Source organism: Streptomyces sp. NPDC059534 (assembly GCF_042743475.1).
Classification (GTDB): Bacteria; Actinomycetota; Actinomycetes; order Streptomycetales; family Streptomycetaceae; genus Streptomyces.
On sequence record NZ_JBHWAQ010000005.1, the window covers coordinates 70,502 to 91,151 of the forward strand.

Here is a 20,650-nt window from a genome sequence, read left to right on the forward strand (position 1 = left end):
GGGGCAGGCTCCGGCGGCCCCGGCCACGCCCCGGACGGGGAAGCACCATGGTCGAAGTAGAGCAGGCATTCGACGAGTTCCTCGCCGCGGAGCCGAAGCACTGGCTGGTCGGGCGCTTCGGCGAACACATCGACTCGGTGGTCAACGAGGAACGAAGCGCCGAACTCCCCGCGGATCTGATGGACATGCCACGCCTGGAAAGCAACTTCTTCCGCGAGGCGGTCGGAGTCGACCCCGACAGGACCTGGTATCTACCCCGGTTCGCGCTGGTCGACGATCTGCTCGGCGAGGATGAGAACTTCGCCTTCGAAGTCGTCCAGAACGGGGACGTCGCCGAGGACGGCGGCCCGTTCAATCGCGCCACACTCACCCTGACGTTCGACGCGGTGGTGCCGGACCATCTCCTGGCCCACGAGGCCGACCTCCCCCTCGTCCAGGTGCCGGATCTGAACCCGGGGGTCAGCCTGATCGTCCCCCTCACGGGATCCGACGGGATACCCGTCGAAAGGCCGGTACCGGGGACGACACGGATCGCCGACGGGCTCGGTTTCATCGCCACGTTCGAGCTGACCGGTTCACTGGTCGAGGCCGCCTACGTGCACCTCACGCGCCGCGGCGATCTGAGGCTGGAGTTCGAACCGACCTACTCCGGCTACCAGACGACCCTCGTGACGGAGCCCGACACCGGATTTCCCGTGCATGGCTCGATCTTCCACGGATTCCAGTTCGAGCTCTTCGGCGACGGCGGAAACACCGCGGGGTCCCCCTTCGAGCCGCTCCTCCTCCATCAGCTCGACGTGTACGTCTTCTTCCCGTCCACAGCCCGCTATCGCCGCTCACTCCCGCTCGGGCTCACCTTCCACACCGACGCCTATCGCAACCTGTTCACGATCGAGGCCGAGGAGATCACCCGGCCGATCATCGACGTCAACGACCTCAACAGCTTCGCGGGACAGCGCTCGGAGTACCGCGAACTCACGACACTCGGCGACATCTCGACGAGGTACCCCTCACTCCGGCGGGTCTTCTTCGGCCAGGTCAGCGGCACGGTGATCGCCCTGCCGTCCCTCTACGGCATCCTCGTCAGCGCGCAAGGCGCCCTGGCCTCCTGTGACTCCGTCGTGGACGAGTCGCCCGCTTCCTTCAGCGGCTGCCGGTTCCACTTCACCTTCACCGTCGCCCCGATGGCCGATCCGATCGATCTCGCCCGCCTACGAGCGGACATCCTGGACATCCCGGAGGCCGAGGACCGTACGCTGCGTGTCGCGCTGCCCAGCGGGCTGGACTCCCGTGCCCCCTCCACCCTGGACGGCTTTCCTTCCGGACAAGCCGCCTTCGCCGACGGCGAGGGAACCGGCATCCACGTGGGCGTCGACATCTCCGACGACCGGCCCACACCGGCCACCACCCTCGTCAACCTGTTCCTCCAACAACTCGCGGCCACCGGTCCGCCGCCGCTGTTCGGCACCGTCGCCGTCCGGCTCGACGACGTCTTCCTCCCGCCCGTCCGCACCACGTTGCTGCTGAACCTGCGCCGCACGGCGCACAGCGACGACCTGGCGACCACCCGACAGCCCGGACCACCGCCGAGCACCACGGCCCTCAACCAAGGACCGCTCGACCTCAAGCTCCTGGGCTGTGCGGACATCCGTGACGGCCAGCGGCCGGGGTCGACCGTCCCGCTCGGCGGGCTGGTACTCGCCGCCCGCCAGACGACCACCCTCTCCGGAGTCGGAGCCGGCACCGACGTCGCGGTGTCGCGGACCCTGGAGGTGGCCGCCCCCCTGCCCAAGGCCGGGATGCTGAGGTTCCTCGCCTTCCACACCCAAACCGTGCAGGAGGTGCAGCACCCACTCACCGTGAACGCCGCCGGCCTCGACTTCACGGCGGAGGGCATCAGCACGATCAAGGCCGACATCACGCTGATCGCCACCCCCGGCGACTCCGCGCCCTCCCTCACCCTGAGCCCGTCCCACACCATCGACTTCGTGCACGTCTCGGTGCCGGTGGACTCGGCCGTCACCGGCCTGAACAGCACAGTCGTCCTGACCCTGACGACGGCCTCCGGCACACGGACCGTCTCGCTCACGCACGACTTCGTCAACGAGCCGATCCTCGTCGTCACGTCGTCGACGATCCACTGACACCGACGCGCTCCAGATGGACGGGCACACGTAAACGAACACAAACGCGAATACGACCGCGAACACGCAGACCATCGACCGACAGGGACGTGTGTGATGGCAGGCAACGTTCTCCCCGCCGGACCCATCTTCGGCCCGGACTCGCTGGTGATCGACGTCGACGGGGACGGATCGGGTAGTCCACCTCTCGGCGTCCCCATCCGGCCCGACGCGCGCAACGCCGAGCTCGCGGCCGCCCACGAGCCCACCCGGTACTACTTCCAGCCGCCCCGGGTGACCGTCGCGACCCGGCTCGGAAGCTCCGACCTGGACTTCTCGGCCACGGTCACGGTGGAGGCGCCCGTCACCCCCCACCCCACCTACCTCGGCGGCTCCTGCACCTTCTCCTGCACCGCCGCCCTGCCCGACGGCGCCGAGGCCCGCATCGTCGACAAACTCGCCCACCAGGACCACCCCGAGCCACCCGCGAGGATCGCCCCCCTCTTCGTCCACCGCCACGAGAACCCCGCACCCGAACTCCTCATGGCGCCGATCACCGGCAGCGCCGTGTCGTGCGTCATCGAAGACCCGCCCACCGGCCCCGGCCCCTTGGTCATGAGCGTGCAGGGCGGGCCGTCGGGCGGCATCGACATCCAGGCACGCAGCTCCTTCCTGGTCTCCTTCAGTCCCGCCGCAGCCGAGTCGGTCGTGACCAACCTGCGGGATGCCTCCGCGCCGCCGTTCGTCATCCGCAACGTGCTCACCCAGCAGTTCGACACCGGCGCGGCAAGCGTCATCGCCGATGTCGTCGTCGCCATGGACAAGCTCCACGCGGTTCTCGCGGCGACGGTGCCACCCGGAGAACCCTGGCCCGGCGGCGATGCCGCAATCACCGCCTACCGCTCCGCCGTCGCAACCGGAGCCGTCCGCACCTCCATGTCCGAGACCACCGGCACAGGGGCTCCGGTAGGACTGGCCGACCCCTCCGTCCTCGCCTGGCTCGTCGACACCGACGAACTCCGCAAAGCCGTCTTCCTCATGGCCAAGAACGAGCTCTTCGACGTCCTCGCGGACACGGCTCCCCATGGCGCGATCCCCCAGGCCGGCCAGCCGACTGCCCCACCAGCCCCGGTGTGGTGGACCGACGTCTTCGGCGACACGCACGTCACGCTCAAGAGGGAACCGTCGACGGCCGGCGTCAACCTCGAACAGATCCTGGCCCTACGTGGCACTGTCACCGCCGAGCAGACGATCGAGGGCGGGCTGGCAGAGGTGGCGGCGGCGGCCCGCACCCAACTGAGCACGTATCTGGCGGTCATCGCCATATGAGTCCAGGGCAAGAATCCGAGGCGGTCGCCCCGGCGACTGCCTCGACGCCATTGACGCGTTCGGACGCAATCGACGCCTTCGCCGGACGGAATCCGGCGAAGGCGTCATCGGCGAAGCCGTCATCGAAGCGCGGAGTCGTCGACCAGGCGTCACCCCAGGGCTCGTCTCAAACGTGAGCCGCCTGCGCCAAGGCGGTGAGAACGCGACTCGTCTTGCTGTCGGGCTCCCCGGACAGCCCCACTCCCCGTTCGAGCACCGCCTCTTCGAGCTTGCGCAGTCTGCGATCGGCGCGGTCGATGAAGTCGCCCCGCTCCTCATCGTCCTTGGGCTTCACCCGGGTCGATGCCTCCAGGAACTCCATACTGCCGACCGACCACACCTCCAGATCGACCTCCAGATCGTCGAGGGGGACGTCCTCGATCTTCAGCGAGACGATCGGGCCCAGCGCCACCAGCCCGTCCAAGTGGACTTCGGACGCGCAGGCGTGCACGAACTGGTCCTGCACGGCGTCGATCGACGCGGCAGGGTTGCCTCCCGCTTCCACCGCGGCCGCCAGCGCTCCTGGCTGATGAGTGTGCGTCAGAGAGGCCGCCAGCACGCGGGCGTTCCTCGACCAGTCCTCCTCGATCTTGTACTTGACGCGCTCCACCTCGAACGCCTTCTCGAAGCGGCCGACCAACTGCTCCCGGACGCAGGGGCGCAACTTGACGACCAAATCGTCCGGTCCCCCACCCGTCCTGATCCGTACGATCACGCCACCCTCCAGTAGCACCACCCGCCCCTGGGCGACACCGTCGCGGTCCTCGGCGAACCAGATGCGACGCATCATCAGCGGGCCGTGGGAACCACCGAGAGCCGTCAGCGCACTCGACACGTCGCCCTCGATATTGACCTTGATCTCAACTGGCAGCAGGTCCATGACTTCGCTCCTGCACGCGTCTCAGAAGCATGAAATTCCTACCATTCCAGGATATCCACACCACCGTTGAGCCGCAGGCCGGCCACGGCATTGCGGTCGGCGGCCGGCACTCGGCGCTCGGGAATTCGGAGTCCCCGGGGTCGCCTGGAATCGGCGGAGGAAGCCGTCTGCACGAGCCCGCGGGCGCCTTTCGGCCGCAGCTCGCGCCCAGGGGGGCCGTCCGCCTCCGGACGGGCGCCCACCCGCCCGCCCGTCCGCGACGTCAGCGGAATGCGGGTCGCCGACGACGGACCCGGGGTGCCCATCGAGGTCGCCGGGGACACCGGCCGTACCGGCCTCGAAGCCCTGCTGACCCGCATGCACGCCGAGGTTCAGCCGGGCGGCCGCCACGCCGTGGCCACGAGCCTCTTCGGCATAGGACTCTGCGTCACCAACGCCCTGTCGAGTCGTATGACGGCCGACGTGCGGCGCAAAGGAGTCCACTGGGTCCAGGAGTACGCACGCGGCGTCGCGCTCGCACCGCCCACCGCCGCGGGACCCACGACCGGGAGCGGGACCACGATCGCCTTCTGGCCCGACACCGACATCTTCGGGGCGCCTGCCAGGACTGAGCAGCCGCGCCTGGTCACTGACCGTTGCCGGGCGGCCCTCGTGGCGGAGGGCGGCCTCTTGCGTCGGGCGAGGGGAGAGACGGGCAGAGGAAACTTCGGCGGTGGTGTCGAGAACGCGTGGTCGGCTCCGTCCCCGGTGTGAGAGCGACCAGAATGGGTCGGTCGGGTACGGAGGAGAAGACGATGGCCAAGTACTTGCTGCTGAAGCACTACCGGGGCGCGCCGGCGGCGGTGAATGACGTGCCCATGGAGCGGTGGACGCCGGAGGAGATCTCGGCGCATGTGCAGTACATGCGGGACTTCGCGACGCGGCTGGAGGGGACCGGGGAGTTCGTCGACGGTCAGGCGCTGGCGGCGGAGGGGACGTTCGTCCGGTACGACGGTGAGGGCAGGCCGCCGGTGACGGACGGGCCGTTCGCCGAGACGAAGGATCTGATCGCCGGCTGGATGGTGATCGACGTGGACAGCTACGAGCGCGCGATCGAGCTGGCCGGGGAGCTCTCGGCCGCGCCGGGGGCGGGTGGGAAGCCGATCCACGAGTGGCTGGAGGTGCGTCCGTTCCTGGCCGCGCCGCCGACCGTCACGGAGTGACCTGTCCGATGGACGAGGCGTTGCTCCGGAGTCTCACACCGGGCGTGCTGACGGTCCTCGTCCGCCGCGGAGCCGATTTCGCGGCGGCCGAGGACGCCGTGCAGGACGCGCTGGTCGAGGCGGTCCGTGTCTGGCCCGACGGCATGCCGCAGGATCCGAAGGGCTGGCTGGTCACGGTGGCGTGGCGCAAGTTCCTCGACGCGACGCGGGCGGACACGGCACGCCGTCGGCGTGAGGACCGGGTGGACGCGGAGCCGGCGCCCGGGCCGGCGACCGCGGTGGACGACACGCTTCGGCTGTTCTTCCTGTGCGCGCACCCGTCGCTGACGCCTTCGTCCGCCGTGGCGCTCACGCTGCGCGCCGTCGGCGGGCTCACCACGCGCCAGATCGCCCGGGCGTACCTGGTGCCGGAGGCGACCATGGCGCAGCGCATCAGCCGGGCCAAGCGCACGGTCTCCGCCGTACGGCTCGACCGGCCCGGTGACGTCGCCACCGTGCTGCGCGTCCTCTACCTGGTCTTCAACGAGGGGTACTCCGGCGACGTCGACCTCGCCGCCGAGGCCATCCGGCTCACCCGGCGGCTGGCGGCCTCGATCGACCATCCGGAGGTGGCCGGGCTGCTCGCCCTCATGCTGCTCCACCACGCCCGGCGCGCGGCCCGGACCGCGCCGGACGGCGGCCTGGTGCCGCTCGCGGAGCAGGACCGGGGCCGGTGGGACACGGTGGCGATCGCCGAGGGCGTCGGGATCCTGCAGGCGGCGCTCGCCCGCGACCGGCTGGGCGAGTTCCAGGCGCAGGCCGCCATCGCGGCACTCCATGCGGACGCGCCCACCGCGGAGGAGACCGACTGGGTGCAGGTCGTCGAGTGGTACGACGAACTCGTGCGTCTGACCGACAGCCCGGTCGTCCGGCTCAACCGCGCGGTCGCGGTCGGCGAGGCCGACGGGCCGCGCGCCGGTCTGGCGGCGCTGGCAGCCCTCGACGACTCCCTGCCCCGGCACACCGCGGTGGCGGCGTACCTCCACGAGCGGGACGGCGACCCTGCGACGGCGGCGCGGTTGTACGCGGAGGCGGCCCTCAAGGCCCCGAACCTCGCCGAACGGGACCACCTGACCCGCCAGGCCGCCCGGCTCAACTCGCGTCGGGAGCGGTGAGGGCCCGCTCGTGTGGATCCCGGGACGCGCTCCTTCCCTTGGGCGGGGATACGGGGAACGCCGGGGGTTGAAGTTGCCGCTGCGGCAGCTTCTACCGTCCTGACCAGGGCCGGAAAGACCGGCCCGTTAACGAGATCGTGTGGGAGGCGGCGTTGGACTGGCCGATCTCGGAGGTCGCCCGGATGTCGGGTGTGACCGCCCGGACCCTGCGGCACTACGACGAGATCGGACTGCTGGCGCCTGCCAGGATCGGCGCGGGCGGGCTCCGCTACTACGAGGAGCGCCAGCTTCTGCGGCTCCAGCAGGTCCTCGTCCTGCGGGCGCTCGGTGTCGGGCTGCCCGAGATCGGGCGGATCCTGGCCGATCAGGTCGACGAGGTGGAGGCCCTGCGCGGCCACCGCCGTCGGCTGCTCGCCGAACGGGACCGGCTCGACGCCCTGGCCGGCACCGTCTCCCGCACGATCTCCGAGCTGGAGCAGTCCAGAAAGGACGGCGGACACATGACCGAGATCAACCGCCCGGAGAACCTGTTCGAGGGCGTGCGGCCCTCGCAGTACGAGGAGAGCCTGCGTGACTTCCCGGAGCACGCCGCCGAGGTCACCCGCCGGGTCTCCGTGATGACGCAGCGGGACATCGAGGCCGGGCAGCGACAGCGCACGGCACAGATGGTCCGGCTCGCCGAGCTCATGGCCGCGGGCCTGCCGGCCGACGCCGGGCCCGTACAGGCCGAGGTCGACGCCCAGTACCGGGCCCTGTCGGAACTGCGCACCGTCTCCGCCGGGGAGTACGCCGCCCTCGGCCGCTCCTGCGTGGACAACGAGCAGTGGCGTGCCGCGTACGAGTCGATCGCGCCGGGCCTGGCCCTGTACCAGCGCGATGCGATCGAGGCGTACGTCGCGTCCCTGCCGGACTGAGTCAGGGCCGGAGGATGAGCCGGCCGCTACCGGAAGCCGGGTCCCGCGCCTGCGCGGGCCCGGCACCGTGCGTGCCTACATGCCGCCTGCCACCTGCCGCCTGCCGCCTGCCGCCTGCCGCCCGATCGTGTCACCGCGGGGCCCGGCTCACCGTGGCGGAGGCCGTCCTGGCCCCGGCGCGAGGTACCGGCACGGGTGGGCGGTGCTGCGGTACGGGCGTGCCGCCGGCCGGGGGTGCGAGGGCGGCGAGCAGGCGGCGCAGGGCGGTCCGGGCCTGCGGGGCGTCGACCCGGGCTTCGAGATCCGTGAGGGCGCGGCGCGCCCTGTGCCGGGCACGGCCGGTGTGGCCGGCGCGGTGATCGGCGAAGGCGCGGGCGTAGTGGGCGAGGGCCGTGGCCCAGGCGTCGTTGCGTCCGGTGTCCTGGGCGAGGGCACGGCGGGCGGTGCGGGCGGCGACCGCCGGCGTGTGGTGGGCCTGGACGACGGCGAGGGCGGCGAGGCTGACGGTGGGTGGCGGGCCGCCGGGGGCCCCGACCGGTACGGTGTCCGCCGCTTGGCGGTAGTGCTCGGCGGCGGCCTCGTGGTCCTTTCGCTGCCAGGCCAGGGTGCCGTGGACGTGGGCGATGCGGCCGGCGAGGGCGTCGTCGCCGTTGAGGACGGCGACCGGCCAGGCGAGGGACAGCAGGGCGTGCGCCCCGTGGGGGTCCGCGTCGGCGCTCAGCCACGCGGCGAGCCACCTGCCGTGCGCGACGAGCGTGCTGTCGGCGGGGAGCCGGGGCAGCAGGGCGTGGAGGTGGGCGCCGCCTTCCGCGGCGTGGCCGTGGACCGCCCACCAGAACCAGAGGTGGAGCATCGTCTCCAAGGCCGTCTCGGTGTGGTCGGTCCGGTCCGTCGCGTGGCGTACGAGGGCGATCAGGTCGTCGTGTTCGTCCTGGACGGTCTGGACGGCCTGTCGTTGGAGGCCGGTGTTCCAGAGAGTCTCGGCGACCGCCGCGACACCGCGGAAATGGACGGCGTGCCGGTCGCGTGCGGTCGGCAGTTCGCCGGCCGCCGTGAGCCGTTCCGTACCGAAGTCACGGGCGGCCCGGGCCATCCGATAGCGGGGCCGGCGCAGCCCGCCCGGGTCCCCCAGTACCTGGAGGACTCCCGTGGCGCTGAGCATCGCCAGGGCGGGCGGCACCTCGTGCGGGGCGAGGCCGGAGCCCGCGCACACGAACACGGCCGCCGCCTCGGTGAACGGCCCGGCGAAGACGCTCGCGCGACGCCACGCCCTGCGCGTCGCCGGTGGGCACAGGGCGTGCACGGCCCCGATGGAGGTACGCAGGGAGCGGTGCCGCCGCAGAAGCGGGGCGGGGTCGGCCAGCCCGCACTGATCGGTCGCGATGCGGTCCGCCAGTTCCTCCATCGTCCACTCCCCCAGTCGGCCCGCGGCCAGTTCGAGGGCCAGCGGTACCCCTTCGAGCAGTCCGCACACCCGGGCGACGACCGCCGGATCGGGTTCTTCGCCGCTCCATCCGCGCTCCCGTGCCCGGGAGAGGAGGAACGCCGCGGCGGGAGAGCGAGTGGAGGCGGATGCGGAGGGCGACGTCGACGCGGAACCCGGCTCCGCGTCGGGCCCCGCCCCGCTCGGCGCGGGACCTTCCGGTACAGGCCCCGTCGGCGTCCCCTCGTCCCCCTGGTCCGCTTCTCCCTCCGCTCCTCCCCGCTCGACCCGCAGCGGCCCCAGACGTACGACCTTCTCGTCCCCGAGTCCCAGGGGGTGGCGCGCGGTCACCAGGATGCGCAGGGACGGCAGGGCCATCAGCAGTGCCTGAGCGAGGCCGATGCACTCGGTGTGTACGGGGTCGACGTCGTCCAGGAGGAGCAGGACGTCGCCGGGCGGGAAGGCGCGGACGACCGACGCGAGGTACGTGTTCGTCGACGCCGGGGGCGGGGCGGGGGCGTTCAGGTACCGGGCGAGTCTGGCCGTCAGCGCGCGGCGGCCCACGGGGACGCCGTCGTGCCAGCGGAGTCGTACGGTCGTCGGCGGCCGGGGCGCTTGCGGGGAGGGGGCGACGGCCGCCTGGGCCAGCCGGCTCTTTCCGATGCCTGCCGCCCCCGTCACGGTGACCAGGCGGTGCCCGGCGAGGGCGTCCCGGAGTACCGCCAGTTCGCGGTCGCGTCCGACGAGGGTGTGGCCGCCCGGAAAGCGGTCCACGAGCCGGGCGTCGTATCGATCGCCGCGCGTCCACATCTCCGGCACTGCCCACCATCCAGGTCGTCGCTCGGTCACCGGACGCCGCCGACCAGCCCAAGGACGGGGAAGCGGCACAGAAACCTGCAGGTCCCCAATGCAGAACCGTCACTGCACGGGCGTCACGGCAACCCCAACGCGCTGCCCTGCTCGCGGGTGGCGCGGTGCACGGAGGAACCACCCTTCACGACGAACGGACGAACACCCGCCCGACACCGCCCGCCCGCCCGGAGTGGCCGAGGTCGGACACGGTCGGACCACGTCGGACCATGTCCGCCCGGGTCCGACCACGTCCGAACGGGTCCGATGCGAAAGGCCCAGCTCCGGAGGCCGTCGCTCACGTTCGCGCCTAGGGTGAAGGAGAGCCTCAGGGCCACAGCGGCGGCGCGGGGACAGGTGGACGGTGAAGGGACCGGGGATCGACTATCGGGCGGTCTTTCAGGCGACGCCGAGTGCGGTCGCGCTGCTGACGCCGGACCTCGTCTACGCGGACGTGAACGAGGCGTACCTGTCCCTGTCGGGGCATACGCGCGAGCAGATCGTCGGCCGGTACCTGTTCGACGTGTTCCCCGACAATCCCGAGGACCCGGCGGCGACCGGAACGCGCAACCTGCGGGCCTCCCTGGAGCGGGTGGTGGCCACCGGGGAGCGCGACAGCATGGCGCTGCAGCGCTACGACGTCGAGCATCCCGATCGGCCGGGTGAGTGGCGGGAGCGGTACTGGAGCCCGGTCAACGCGCCCGTTCTCGCGCCCGACGGCTCCGTGGTGCTGCTGGTGCACCGGGTGGAGGAGGTCACCGAGCTCATCCGGGCCCGTGGTGACGGCGGTGACGGGGGCCGCGCGCACGTGCTGGAGTCGGAGCTCTACAGCCGCGCGAGGGAGCTGCAGGAGGTCAACGAACGGCTGCGCCGGGCGCACGCCCGCGAGCGCGAGGTGGCCCTTCACCTCCAGGAGGCGATGCTGCCCATTCCCCGGCCGCTGGGCCGGCACCAGGCCGCCGTGCGCTACCGGCCCGCGACCGAGGCGCTGAACGTCTGCGGAGACTGGTACGACCTCGTGGACCTGCCCGGGCGGACCGCCGTCGCCGTCGGTGACGTGGTCGGCCACGGACTGCGGGCCGCCGGCGTGATGGGGCAGCTCCGGAGCGCCCTGTCGGCCGCGTCGCGCGCCGCCGACGGTCCGGCGCAGGCGCTCGACGTGCTCGATCTGTACGTCCGCGACACCGGTGGCGCCGAATCCACCACTGCCGTGTCCGTCTTCATCGACTGGGGCTCCCGCACGCTCACCTACAGCTGTGCCGGGCATCCCCCGCCGGCGCTGTGCCACCCGGACGGCACGGTGGTCCTCCTCGACCGGGCGACCGACCCGCCGCTCGGCGCCCACCCCGAGCATTCGGCACGTCCCCAGGCCCGCACCGCCTTCTCCGACGGTTCCGTCCTCGTCCTCTACACCGACGGACTGGTCGAACGCCGCCACGAGGACATCGACACCGGCCTGGGCAGACTCACCCGCACCCTCGCGCGGCACCACACGGCCGCCCCCGACGAGCTGGCCGACGTCCTCCTCGGCAGCCTGCTGCCGCCGACGGGCAGCACCGACGACACCGCCCTCGTCGTCCTCCGCCTCCGCCCTCCCCCGGGTACGGGACGGCCGTCCGGCGCGTGACGGGAGCGGGCCCGGCATGCCGACGGCGCCCGCACGAGGTGCGGGCGCCGTCGGAAGGAAAAGGGTGACCGGAGCTCAGCCGCGGACGATGTTCTCGGCCTGCGGGCCCTTCTGGCCCTGCGTGATGTCGAAGGTGACGGCCTCGCCCTCCGTCAGCTCGCGGTAGCCGTTGCCCGAGATGTTGGAGTAGTGGGCGAAGACGTCCGGACCGCCGCCGTCCTGGGCGATGAAACCGAACCCCTTCTCGGAGTTGAACCACTTCACAGTGCCGCTGGCCATGCTCGTTCCTCTGGTCAATTCCTCAGCGGCCCGGTTCCCGGGCCCCTGGAGCGCGCCTTCACGGGCGCCCACACGCGTCCTCCCCCATCTCACCCGCCCCTACACTCATCAATCCGATCTTCTTACAAGGAGAGTCGCGGGCAGGGGTCTTCGAGGGGCCCGGCCCTCACCCGATCGGGTCCGTGCACCGAACTTCCGGCGGCAGGGGGACCTGGACTTCCGGGCCAGTTGTTGGACCTTCGTGGCAATTCCTTGAGCCGGGACCGCGGCGTCGGCAGAGTGGGCCCCATGACCTTCGCGACCCCCCTGATGGACCGCCGGAACTGGGCGGTGGCCCCCGCCGCTCTCGGAGTCGACGCCGGTGTGCTGACCGTGAAGGCGCACGCGGGGACCGATGTCTTCACCAACCCGTTGACGGGCGAGGTCCGGGACGACGCGGCGCGGGCGCTCCTCACCCCGCCACCGGGCGACTGGCAGTTCTCGGCCCGTCTCCGCGTCGGCTTCCGGGCGCCGTGGGACGCCGGCGCCCTCCTCGTCTGGTCGTCGCCGGACGTGTGGGCGAAACTCACCTTCGAGCAGTCGCCCGACGGCAGGCCCGCGGTGTACTCGGTCGTCACCCGAGGGCTCTCGGACGACGCGGTGGGGCAGCCCCTCGATCCGGAATCGGCCTGGCTGCGGATCAGCCTCATCGACGACGGCTTCGCCTTCCACTCCTCGCCCGACGGCCGTTCCTGGCGCCTCGCCCGGCAGTTCAGTCTGGGCGCAGCACCTGACCTGCGGGTGGGACTCGCGGTCCAGTCCCCGGTCGGCGACGGCTGCGTCGTCACGTTCGACCACGTGACGCTGACGCCGACCCGGTCGGCCGATCTCTTCGACGGCAGCTGACCGAGGAACCGCGTGCCGGGAGACGGCACGCGGCCGGCGCACCCGCTCGTACGCCGGTCCCGCGTGGTGGGCGCGGGACCGGCTGCCGTAGTCAGCTCGTGGTGCCGAACAGGAGCTTGGCGGCGACCGTGGTCCCGTCGGTGCGGAGGCCGGACGCCACCGCGATGGCGCGGGACCGGGTCTCGGGGGTCAGGGCGGTGCCGAGGGCGGCCGCCAGGGAGTCGGCCGTCGGAACGGCATCGTCGTAGGCGGCGCCGATGCCGAGGTGAGTGACGCGCTCGGCCCAGTACGGCTGGTCCGCTCCCTGGGGGACGACCAGTTGGGGAACGCCGGCCTGGGCGGCGGTCGTCGTCGTGGCCGCGCTCCCGTGGTGGACGACGGCGGCGGAGCGCCGGAAGAGGGCCTGGTGGTTGACCTCGCCGACGACGAAGCAGTCGTCCCGGTCGTCGACGGGGGTCAGGTCGGCCCAGCCCCGGAAGACGACGGCGCGGTGGCCCCGGGCGCGGATCGCCTCGACGGCCGGCTGGGCGACGTGCTGCAGCACGCCCATGGGCATGCTGCCGAAGCCGACGTAGACGGGCGGCGCGCCCGCGTCGAGGAACTCCACCAGGTCGGCGGGGAGCGGCCGTTCGTCGGTGACGTGCCAGGCGCCGGTCTGCACCACGCCGAGGCCCGTCGGCCGCCACGGGGAGAGGACCGGGTCGGTGGCCAGCCACGGGTGGTCGGTGAAGGCGTAGTCGCGGACGTCGTCCACGGGCGGCAGTCCGAACTCCGCCCGATGGGTGTTGAGCATGTCGCCGAACATCGTGTTCGCGATCCGTGCGTCCTCGTCCCACAGCGCCTGGTTGTCGGTCGCGTCCGCCGGGAGCGGCTGGCCCCGGCGCGCGGGCGGCCGCTGGTGCGGCGACGGCAGGCTGACGGGCTGATGGCCCGCGTGGAGGTAGCGGATGCCCAGTTTCTCGGCCACCGACCGGGCGCCCGTCACGGCGGGCAACGGGCCGGTGGCCACCAGCACATCGGCTCCCTCGGCCGTCGCGGCGACCGTCTCGAACTGGGCTCGCATCAGCTCCGCCGCGCGTTCCGCCAGACCCGCCGCCGACCCCGGCGTCACCGTGGTCACCAGGGGCCGTACCGGCCTGCCCGTCGGCACCATCGGCACCGCGAGCTCGGCCAGCCGCCGCACGAACTCCTCGTCCGGCGGCGCGCACACCCGTGCCTCCGCGCCGAGTTCCACCAAGCGCGCCGCGAGGGCCGCTATCGGCTCGACGCTCCCGCGCGACCCGTACGTCGTCAGCACCACACGCATCTTGTGACTCCCCGTTTTCCTTGCTTGGTCTCGGTGACAGATTCTGCGGTACGTGGCCGGTCCTGCCGTGTATCGGCCCCCGCCCGCACCCGTGTCATACCGTTTCGTGCCGTCCCATGCGAAAGGCCCCGCCCCCCGACGCTGCGGGGAGGCGGGACCCTGCCGCGGTGGGGCGGCATCACTTCAGGTGGTGTCCGTCGGCGTCAGTGGGCGGATTCCCGGCGCCGGCGCCGCATCCACCAGGTGAGCGCGCCGCCGGCGGCCGCGAGCGAGGCGGCGACGGTGACGAGCAGACCGACGGGGGTGCCGGAGCCGGTGTCGGCGAGACCGCCGTCCGGGTCGTGGGCCGGCGGGGTCGTGGGCACGGTGCCCGGCGTGGACGGGGCAGGCGCCGGAGTGGTCGGGGCCGGGGTCCCGGTCGGCTGCGGGGTGCCGGTCGGGTGCGGTGTCGGCGTGGGCGTCGGGTCGTCGTCATCGCCGCCGCCCGAGGTGTCACCCGTCGCGTCGCCGCCCGCGTAGGCGATGTCCGTGTCCCGGTAGGACGTGTCGTCGGACTGCAGGGACGTCTTGGTGGTGGTGTCCAGGGTGCGGTTCTCGACGTTGAACCGGGTCTGGGAGATGTTCCGCTTCGGGGCCTTGGTGAAGTCCACGCCGCCGATCATGTAGACGGCCACCTCGCCGCCGTACTTCAGCTCGTACTTGAAGTCGCCTTCCTTGAAGGACTTGACCATCTCGTCGAAGACGGTCTTCTTGTCCCAGTCGGCGTTGGGGGCGCGCAGCGGCCACCGGGAGACGTCGTTGCTGTTGATGACGGGGCGGAAGTCGGACGCCTTGCGCGCGTCCTGCTCGCGGATCCACTCCGCGGCGACCCGGGAGGTGTAGACGCGGCGCAGGTCGGCGTACTTCGGCGCCTCGTTGACGAGCTTCTTCACGATCGGGGTCAGCATGGTGTCGATGCTGGCCTGGCCCTGCCGGATCTCGGCCTGGGTCAGGTCGCAGCCCTTGCCGGGCCCCGGGGTGTCGTAGTCCTGGGCGACGGACTTCACGTTCAGCGGGGCGTCGAGGATGTACAGCCCGCCGTCCTGCTCACGGACCTTCGCCGGCTCGGGCTCGATCCAGTAGCGGCCGGAGTGCAGGCACGGGAAGCCGTTCCTGCGCGGGAGGGAGTCCCAGAAGCGGTCGCCGACCGCGGTCTCGGGGTCCATCGCCCGGCCGAAGTCGCGCTTCATCTCCATGTCCGCCTGGAGCAGGACGCGGCCGGCGTCGGTCTTGGCGAACTCCTTGTCCATGATCGTGTCCGGCTGGTCCGGGTTGAGGTTCACCCACATCCTGTCCGGCGTCAGCGCCAGCCAGGTGAACAGCGCGTCCGAGGCCATGGTCATCTTCGCCTCGCCGCCGAAGCCCGGGGTCTCGTCCGGGTCGGGCATCAGGTCGGCCTTCATGGAGTAGGCCATGCCCTTGCCCTTTTCGAGGCCGCCGACGTACCGCAGTTCCAGGGTGGTGAAGTCGATCCCGCCCGGGCCGCCCCTGGGGAGGGTGCCGCGGGTGTCGAACCGGCGTGCCTCGGCCTGGATGCGCTTGGCCTCGTCCAGGGTGCGGCCGGAGCCCTTGATGCGGTCGTTGGCCGGGCCGCGGGTGCCGCACGAACTCGCGGGAGCCGCCTGCGCGGACTGCGCGGTCGCGCCGGCGCAGCCGGGGGCGAACCACTTGTCGTACTGCGAGTAGCCGCGGATGGGCTTGGTCTGCGGGATGGCGTTGTACTGCCGCTGGAAGCCGCGGACCTGGTTCGCCTTGCCCCGGGACTGCTCGAGTTCCTGGTTGAACCGGTCGATCTTCCCGCGCTCGCCCTTGGTGAAGGTCTTGCCGCCGTTGAAGCGGAAGGTGTGGTCCTTCTTCACTTCGGCGATCATCCGGTCGACCTTCAACTGGTCGTTGCGCAGCTTGGAGTTCGACTTGAACTCGTTGAACTCCTTCGTCTTCTGGTTGTAGGCGTCGTACCGCCGCTCGGCGATCTTCTTGCCGTTCTCGTCGAAGACCTCGACCTTGACCTCGCACAGCCAGTCCGGGCCGACGAGCTGGAAGTCCTTGACGAGGCGCCGCTCGAACGAGGAACCCTTGTGGTTGTTGGTCTCGTTGCGGATGTACCGCTTGTCGAACCAGTGCTTGAAGGAGAGACCCTCCTTGTTGGCGAGGTAACGGGCGTAGATCTCCATCGCCTTGTCGGAGGGCTTGCCCGAAGCAGCCGCGATCTTCGACCACTTGTCGCAGTTCTTCTTCGGGTCCGGGTCCTGGGAGCGGGCCTGGGTCTTCTGCGCCTCCGTCGGCGCGCCGAGGCCGTCGTACGCCTGTCCCGGCAGGTCGTAGTTGTAGTTCTTCGGGTCCCCCGCCCACACGGCGAAGTTGCCGGTCGGGTCGTCGGGGAAGCCGGAGTTGCGCGGTGTGGTCGCGTACGGGCGACCGAGGTGCTTCGTGTCGCAGCGCTGCCCGCCGATCTTGACGGTCGTGGGAGCGGCGCTCGCCGCGTCGAGGCCGGAGCCGGGCAGACCGGTCAGGGTCATCGCCCCGGCGAGGCCGCATGCCGCCGCTAAGCGGCCGATCAGCCGCCATCCGCGCGACGCCTGTATGGATCGGTTCAAGGTGTTGTTCATTCCCTCGTCGTTGTGGGGGGCGCAGAGGGGTTCGGGGCGGCGCTTGAGGCCCCCGTGACGTAAGCGCCGCGTAAGCCTCCATCGTTGCGTGCCGTGACGCGTCAGCCGGGCATTTGTTCGGGCGGGTCGGTGAACTTCGGTGAATCTTTTGTGCGTTGGGGGTTTGGATGCCCGATTCACTTGTCATCCGCGGGTGTTCGGGCGGTGCGACGCGCTCAGCCGCCGATGAACCAGAGCTCCTCCATCGTCAGCGTGTACGCCTCCGTGTGCCGCACCCGGAACACCGACGTGTCCAGGTGGCGCCACAGCCACGGGTCCGCCTGCCCGAGCCCGAGCGCGACGAGCGCCTTCCACTCGACGTCCTCGGGCTCCTCGTCCAGATCGAGGTCCAGGTCCGCCAGCACGTCGTCGGGAATGCCCAACGCCTCGACGACGGCGCGCGGGTCCCCGGTGAGCTTCCACGGATCCATCGTCGGCCAGCCGGACGCGTGGAACAGCAACCCGCCGGGCAGCCGGATGACGTCCTCGGTGTGCGCCTCCCCGCAGTCCACCTCCGCCCGCCCGACGATCCGTGCGTGCGGGTACCGCTGGTGGAGCTCCTCCGTCAGCGCGAGCAGCGGCTCGTCGTTGCCGTTGTCCACGAAGGCCGGATCGGAGATGGCCGTGACGTTTCCCCAGCAGCCGACCCTGATCAGTTCCAGGTCGGCCCGCGTCTCCAGGTACGGCGACTCACCCGCCGGCCGGTCCGGGAGCTCTCCCAGAACGGCGTCCACCGTCGGGAACTCCTCGGCGAAGCGGCGCGCGCGTACGGGGTCGTGCGGGGGCAGTTCGGTCGCGGAGACGTCGAACGGCGGCTCCAGGATGGTGATCGTGCAGGTGCCGCTCCCCTGCACGATCCGGTCCGGCGACGACGTCCAGAATTCGGTGTGGGTCATGTCCGCCACCGTAGCGACCGGGAGTCGCCCGGCGGGTCATGCGGCTCGGACGCACACCGGACCGATCCGGAAGTCCGCCTTTCGGGGAAGCCCGGGGCCGGGGGATTCTCGGCATGGCGGCCCTGGTGGAACAGCGACTGATGCGTACCGAGGAACGCGAACGCGCGATGTACCGGCCCGCGAGCGTGGCATCTGCCGTCGGGCTGGTCATGTGGCTTCGCCTGTGAGGTCGGGCAGCGGGTGGAAAAGGCTTGGACCGGGTGGGTGGGGGCGCGGGAGAATCCGATTGTTGGCCTTTCGGGAAGACAACAATGGGTTGGGTATGGGATCGCCTGAATCGCACGAAGGTTTACCGAGCAAGGGTTCGGTTCTTCTGGCACTTCGGTGCTATGGACGGGAATTGGTTCGGCTGCGGTGGTTGACGCTGCCGGCGATGTTGCTGCCGGCGCTGGGCAACATCGGGATTCATTACATCGCGCCGCTGGTCGTGGCGAAGCTGGTCGGGCGGATCGCGGGGGACGGCGGGGAGGCGGCGCGGGTCGGGTCGATGCTGCCTTATGTCCTGGGGTTCGCCGGTGTGTTGCTCGCCGCCGAGGCGTTGTGGCGGGTGGGGCTGCACTGTCTGAACCGGCTGGACGCGCGGGGCATCGAGCAGCTGTACGTGGTCGGTATGGACGAGCTGTTCGCGAAGGACGCCGCGTTCTTCCATGACAATTTCGCCGGGTCGCTGACGAAGCGGGTGTTGAGTTTCGCTTCTCGTTTCGAGGAGTTCGTGGACACGCTGACGTTTTCGGTGATGGGCAGTTTCCTGCCGTTGCTGTTCGCGTCCGTGGTGTTGTGGCAGTACGACCCGATGCTCGTGGTGGGGCTTCTGGCGATGATCGTGTTCACGGGATTGTGCGCGGCGCCGTTGATCCGGCGCCGCCAGGTGCTGGTGGCGCAGCGCGAGCAGGCGATCGCCCGGGTGTCGGGGCATGTCGCGGACAGTCTGATGAACATGGACACGGTGAGGGCGTTCGCCGCGGAGGACCGGGAGGCCGCGGAGCACCGGTCTCGGGTGGCGGAGTCGCGGAGGCTGACGCTGCGTTCGTGGGACTACGGCAATCTGCGGATCGACACGCTGGTGGCGCCGATGTCGGTGCTGACGAACGTGTTGGGGCTGGTGCTCGCGCTGGGCCTCGGTGGGGCCGAGCACGGGGTGGAGGCGGTGATCGTGGCGTTCACGTACTACGCGAGCGCGACCCGCATCATGTTCGAGTTCAACCAGAAACAGCGCCCTGACCTGCGGAAACGCAGCTCTTACGCCCTAACATAGGAGGCCCCAGGAGGGGCGTCAAGGGCTGTTCGAGCGGGGTCGTCGAACAGGTTTCCGAATTGAGACCGAGGTCAAGCTAAGATTTATTCATCCGCCGTACAACCCTTGAAGCTCTACGCACCTATACTGTGATTGAAGCTAGACAGCTGAGGTTGTTGACAGCTTCCACCCGCCTGCTACCTTGATCAACAACCGACCAACCTCCGTGAAAGGGTCCCAGCGATGCCGGCCCCCAGACGCCTCCCGACATCCGACGTCCTGCGCGATCATCGCAGCAAAGGCATGACGTACGACGAAATCGCGGAGATGTACGGAGTCACCCGAGGTGCCGTCTACCTTCAGCTCCGCGACTCCAAGCAAACGAGCAAGCGCCCGGACCACAGCAAGTACATTCCGTGGACCGTAAAGGCCGGTCACGCTCAGGCGCGCCCGAACGCTATGCTCCGCCTATTCTCCCGCCGCGAGCAGGGAGAGACGCTTCCCGAGGTTAAGGAGCGAATGCTCGATAAGTGGCTAGCGGAGATCAAGGAAGCCGATGTAGTCGTCTGCTACAACCGCGAGCAGGTTCCGAACCCGGCGAGCAATACCGGCGGGTGGTACTACTCGAAGCGCCGCCCCTCCGACGGTACCAACCTGATCCGCGTCGACCCGGATGCGGATTCTGAGCCCGTAATAAAGACGCCCAACCCCCAAGGGTCCAAGTCCGTTTAAACAAGCCGAGCCGCCTTCCTTACCAGGGCGGCTTTTCTGCTTCCTGAAACTATCATTTGACTCCGCCAGGGGTGTCGAGTGAAGATATACATGTCAGCGGGGGATGCCACAGAAGAACCGCCCATTCGGGCCGGGGGTGTGCGTAATACCGCGACGGAATATCACCCGGCTAAGCGAGGAAATATTGCACCCCTGTGAAGCTGATCCTGACCTGTGGTTCTCGGGGAAGGGTGAAGACGCCGAAGCCGCGAAGGAGGCGTGCGGCTTTTGCCCTGCGCGAGTCGAATGTGCCGAGTTGGGCGAGAATGAGGATTTCGGCATTTGGGGCGGCATGACCCCGGATGAGATTCGCAGGGCCCGACGCTTCCGCGTGATCTTGCTCGAAGAGATGAACAACTCTCGCATCCGCGAGATGTGCGCCGCCGGGGTCTCCATATCGGCCATGAGTCGCGAACTGGGCATCCCCAGAAAGACTTTGACGGATCGCATCCGGAAGATCTTGAATCTCGCCGCCTAATAAGGCAACCCTAAGTTCCTACGCGTTCCCTGGATCAGATCACGAAGGGGTAACGCATGTGCTGAAACCTTCACATACATGGTTGCGGAATGAGCGACTCCAGATAGACTGAGAAAACCGACCCCAAGGTTGGTTGTGCGGAAACAAGCTCGGGGAAATGTCCATGCTCGTAGATAGCTCTAAAGGGGTCGACCTCAACACTGCGGGGGAAGACCTTCAGGGCGTAGATATCCTGTGGGACGTACCCCAAGTCATATCTGTTGCGCGTCTCAGGTACGCCAACGGGACGAGGTTGGAGTTCTCCTTCTGCAACACGAATGCCGACGAAGACGATTACGACGTGAGTCGCGAGATGTGGCCCATCGGGGCCATACCGCTCAGGGGCTACGAGAGCGACACTCTCGGATGCGGGCACGGCGACGAATACACCAGTGTGGCCTGGGTGTTCGACTAGCAGTACGACAACTTAAAACCTGTGGGGCACCCCCTGAGGGTGCCCCTTCTGTTTACCCTG

At 70.1% G+C, this 20,650-nt stretch carries 17 protein-coding genes and 1 pseudogene; 12 read left to right on the plus strand and 6 right to left on the minus strand.

Annotated features, from left to right (window positions below; genetic code table 11):
• Positions 1-47 precede the first annotated feature (47 nt).
• Positions 48-2,144: a hypothetical protein gene (locus ACFVZH_RS07920; protein WP_384894405.1), complete on the plus strand. Its 2,097-nt coding sequence runs from the start codon at positions 48-50 to the stop codon at positions 2,142-2,144.
• Positions 2,145-2,240: 96 nt separating this feature from the next.
• Positions 2,241-3,452 (plus strand): hypothetical protein, encoded by a 1,212-nt coding sequence (locus ACFVZH_RS07925; RefSeq protein WP_384894407.1) that lies wholly within the window; start codon positions 2,241-2,243, stop codon positions 3,450-3,452.
• A gap of 166 nt (positions 3,453-3,618) precedes the next feature.
• On the opposite strand, the gene ACFVZH_RS07930 is transcribed toward ACFVZH_RS07925, so the two are convergent.
• The gene (locus ACFVZH_RS07930) at positions 3,619-4,371 is read right to left on the minus strand and encodes a hypothetical protein (protein WP_384894409.1); all 753 of its coding nucleotides are present in this window, start codon (positions 4,369-4,371) and stop codon (positions 3,619-3,621) included.
• Between the two features lie 270 nt (positions 4,372-4,641).
• Between ACFVZH_RS07930 and ACFVZH_RS07935 the strand changes: the two genes are divergently transcribed.
• The 4 genes from ACFVZH_RS07935 to ACFVZH_RS07950 all read left to right on the plus strand — a co-directional run bounded on the left by ACFVZH_RS07935 (position 4,642) and on the right by ACFVZH_RS07950 (position 7,641).
• On the plus strand, positions 4,642-5,124 hold the full coding sequence (locus tag ACFVZH_RS07935; RefSeq protein ID WP_384894411.1) for a hypothetical protein: 483 nt from the start codon (positions 4,642-4,644) through the stop codon (positions 5,122-5,124).
• A gap of 41 nt (positions 5,125-5,165) precedes the next feature.
• Positions 5,166-5,573: a YciI family protein gene (locus tag ACFVZH_RS07940; protein ID WP_384894413.1), complete on the plus strand. Its 408-nt coding sequence runs from the start codon at positions 5,166-5,168 to the stop codon at positions 5,571-5,573.
• Positions 5,574-5,581: 8 nt separating this feature from the next.
• Positions 5,582-6,727, plus strand: a complete 1,146-nt coding sequence (locus ACFVZH_RS07945) for an RNA polymerase sigma factor (protein WP_384894877.1) — start codon at positions 5,582-5,584, stop codon at positions 6,725-6,727.
• Between the two features lie 152 nt (positions 6,728-6,879).
• Entirely contained in the window at positions 6,880-7,641 is a 762-nt protein-coding gene (locus ACFVZH_RS07950; protein ID WP_384894415.1) for a MerR family transcriptional regulator, read from the plus strand.
• A 130-nt stretch (positions 7,642-7,771) separates the two neighbouring features.
• Here the strand turns inward: ACFVZH_RS07950 and ACFVZH_RS07955 are convergent, their stop codons facing one another.
• A complete protein-coding gene (locus tag ACFVZH_RS07955) occupies positions 7,772-9,874 on the minus strand; it encodes an ATP-binding protein (protein WP_384894879.1) in 2,103 nt (700 codons plus the stop codon).
• Positions 9,875-10,277: 403 nt separating this feature from the next.
• On the opposite strand from ACFVZH_RS07955, the gene ACFVZH_RS07960 reads away from it, so the two are divergent.
• Positions 10,278-11,540, plus strand: coding sequence for a PP2C family protein-serine/threonine phosphatase (locus tag ACFVZH_RS07960; protein WP_384894417.1), 1,263 nt, complete (start codon positions 10,278-10,280; stop codon positions 11,538-11,540).
• Positions 11,541-11,615: 75 nt separating this feature from the next.
• On the opposite strand, the gene ACFVZH_RS07965 is transcribed toward ACFVZH_RS07960, so the two are convergent.
• Complete coding sequence (locus tag ACFVZH_RS07965; RefSeq protein ID WP_030213732.1) at positions 11,616-11,819, minus strand: cold-shock protein; 204 nt, start codon at positions 11,817-11,819, stop codon at positions 11,616-11,618.
• Between the two features lie 288 nt (positions 11,820-12,107).
• Here ACFVZH_RS07965 and ACFVZH_RS07970 point away from each other — a divergent pair, with 288 nt between their 5' ends.
• On the plus strand, positions 12,108-12,704 hold the full coding sequence (locus ACFVZH_RS07970) for a DUF1349 domain-containing protein (protein WP_384894419.1): 597 nt from the start codon (positions 12,108-12,110) through the stop codon (positions 12,702-12,704).
• A 91-nt stretch (positions 12,705-12,795) separates the two neighbouring features.
• On the opposite strand, the gene ACFVZH_RS07975 is transcribed toward ACFVZH_RS07970, so the two are convergent.
• From ACFVZH_RS07975 to ACFVZH_RS07985, 3 genes are all read right to left on the minus strand, one after another.
• A complete protein-coding gene (locus ACFVZH_RS07975; protein ID WP_384894421.1) occupies positions 12,796-14,010 on the minus strand; it encodes a glycosyltransferase in 1,215 nt (404 codons plus the stop codon).
• 203 nt (positions 14,011-14,213) lie between these two features.
• Positions 14,214-16,646, minus strand: coding sequence for a hypothetical protein (locus ACFVZH_RS07980; RefSeq protein WP_384894423.1), 2,433 nt, complete (start codon positions 16,644-16,646; stop codon positions 14,214-14,216).
• A 227-nt stretch (positions 16,647-16,873) separates the two neighbouring features.
• Complete coding sequence (locus ACFVZH_RS07985) at positions 16,874-17,593, minus strand: DUF6333 family protein (protein ID WP_384894425.1); 720 nt, start codon at positions 17,591-17,593, stop codon at positions 16,874-16,876.
• 322 nt (positions 17,594-17,915) lie between these two features.
• On the opposite strand from ACFVZH_RS07985, the pseudogene ACFVZH_RS07990 reads away from it, so the two are divergent.
• From ACFVZH_RS07990 to ACFVZH_RS08005, 4 genes and pseudogenes are all read left to right on the plus strand, one after another.
• Positions 17,916-18,869: pseudogene (locus tag ACFVZH_RS07990) on the plus strand (ABC transporter transmembrane domain-containing protein); the annotation flags it as partial.
• A gap of 321 nt (positions 18,870-19,190) precedes the next feature.
• The gene (locus tag ACFVZH_RS07995) at positions 19,191-19,619 is read left to right on the plus strand and encodes a hypothetical protein (protein WP_384894427.1); all 429 of its coding nucleotides are present in this window, start codon (positions 19,191-19,193) and stop codon (positions 19,617-19,619) included.
• Between the two features lie 103 nt (positions 19,620-19,722).
• Positions 19,723-20,136, plus strand: a complete 414-nt coding sequence (locus tag ACFVZH_RS08000; RefSeq protein WP_384894429.1) for a WhiB family transcriptional regulator — start codon at positions 19,723-19,725, stop codon at positions 20,134-20,136.
• Positions 20,137-20,293: 157 nt separating this feature from the next.
• The gene (locus ACFVZH_RS08005) at positions 20,294-20,590 is read left to right on the plus strand and encodes a hypothetical protein (protein ID WP_384894431.1); all 297 of its coding nucleotides are present in this window, start codon (positions 20,294-20,296) and stop codon (positions 20,588-20,590) included.
• Positions 20,591-20,650: the final 60 nt, after the last annotated feature.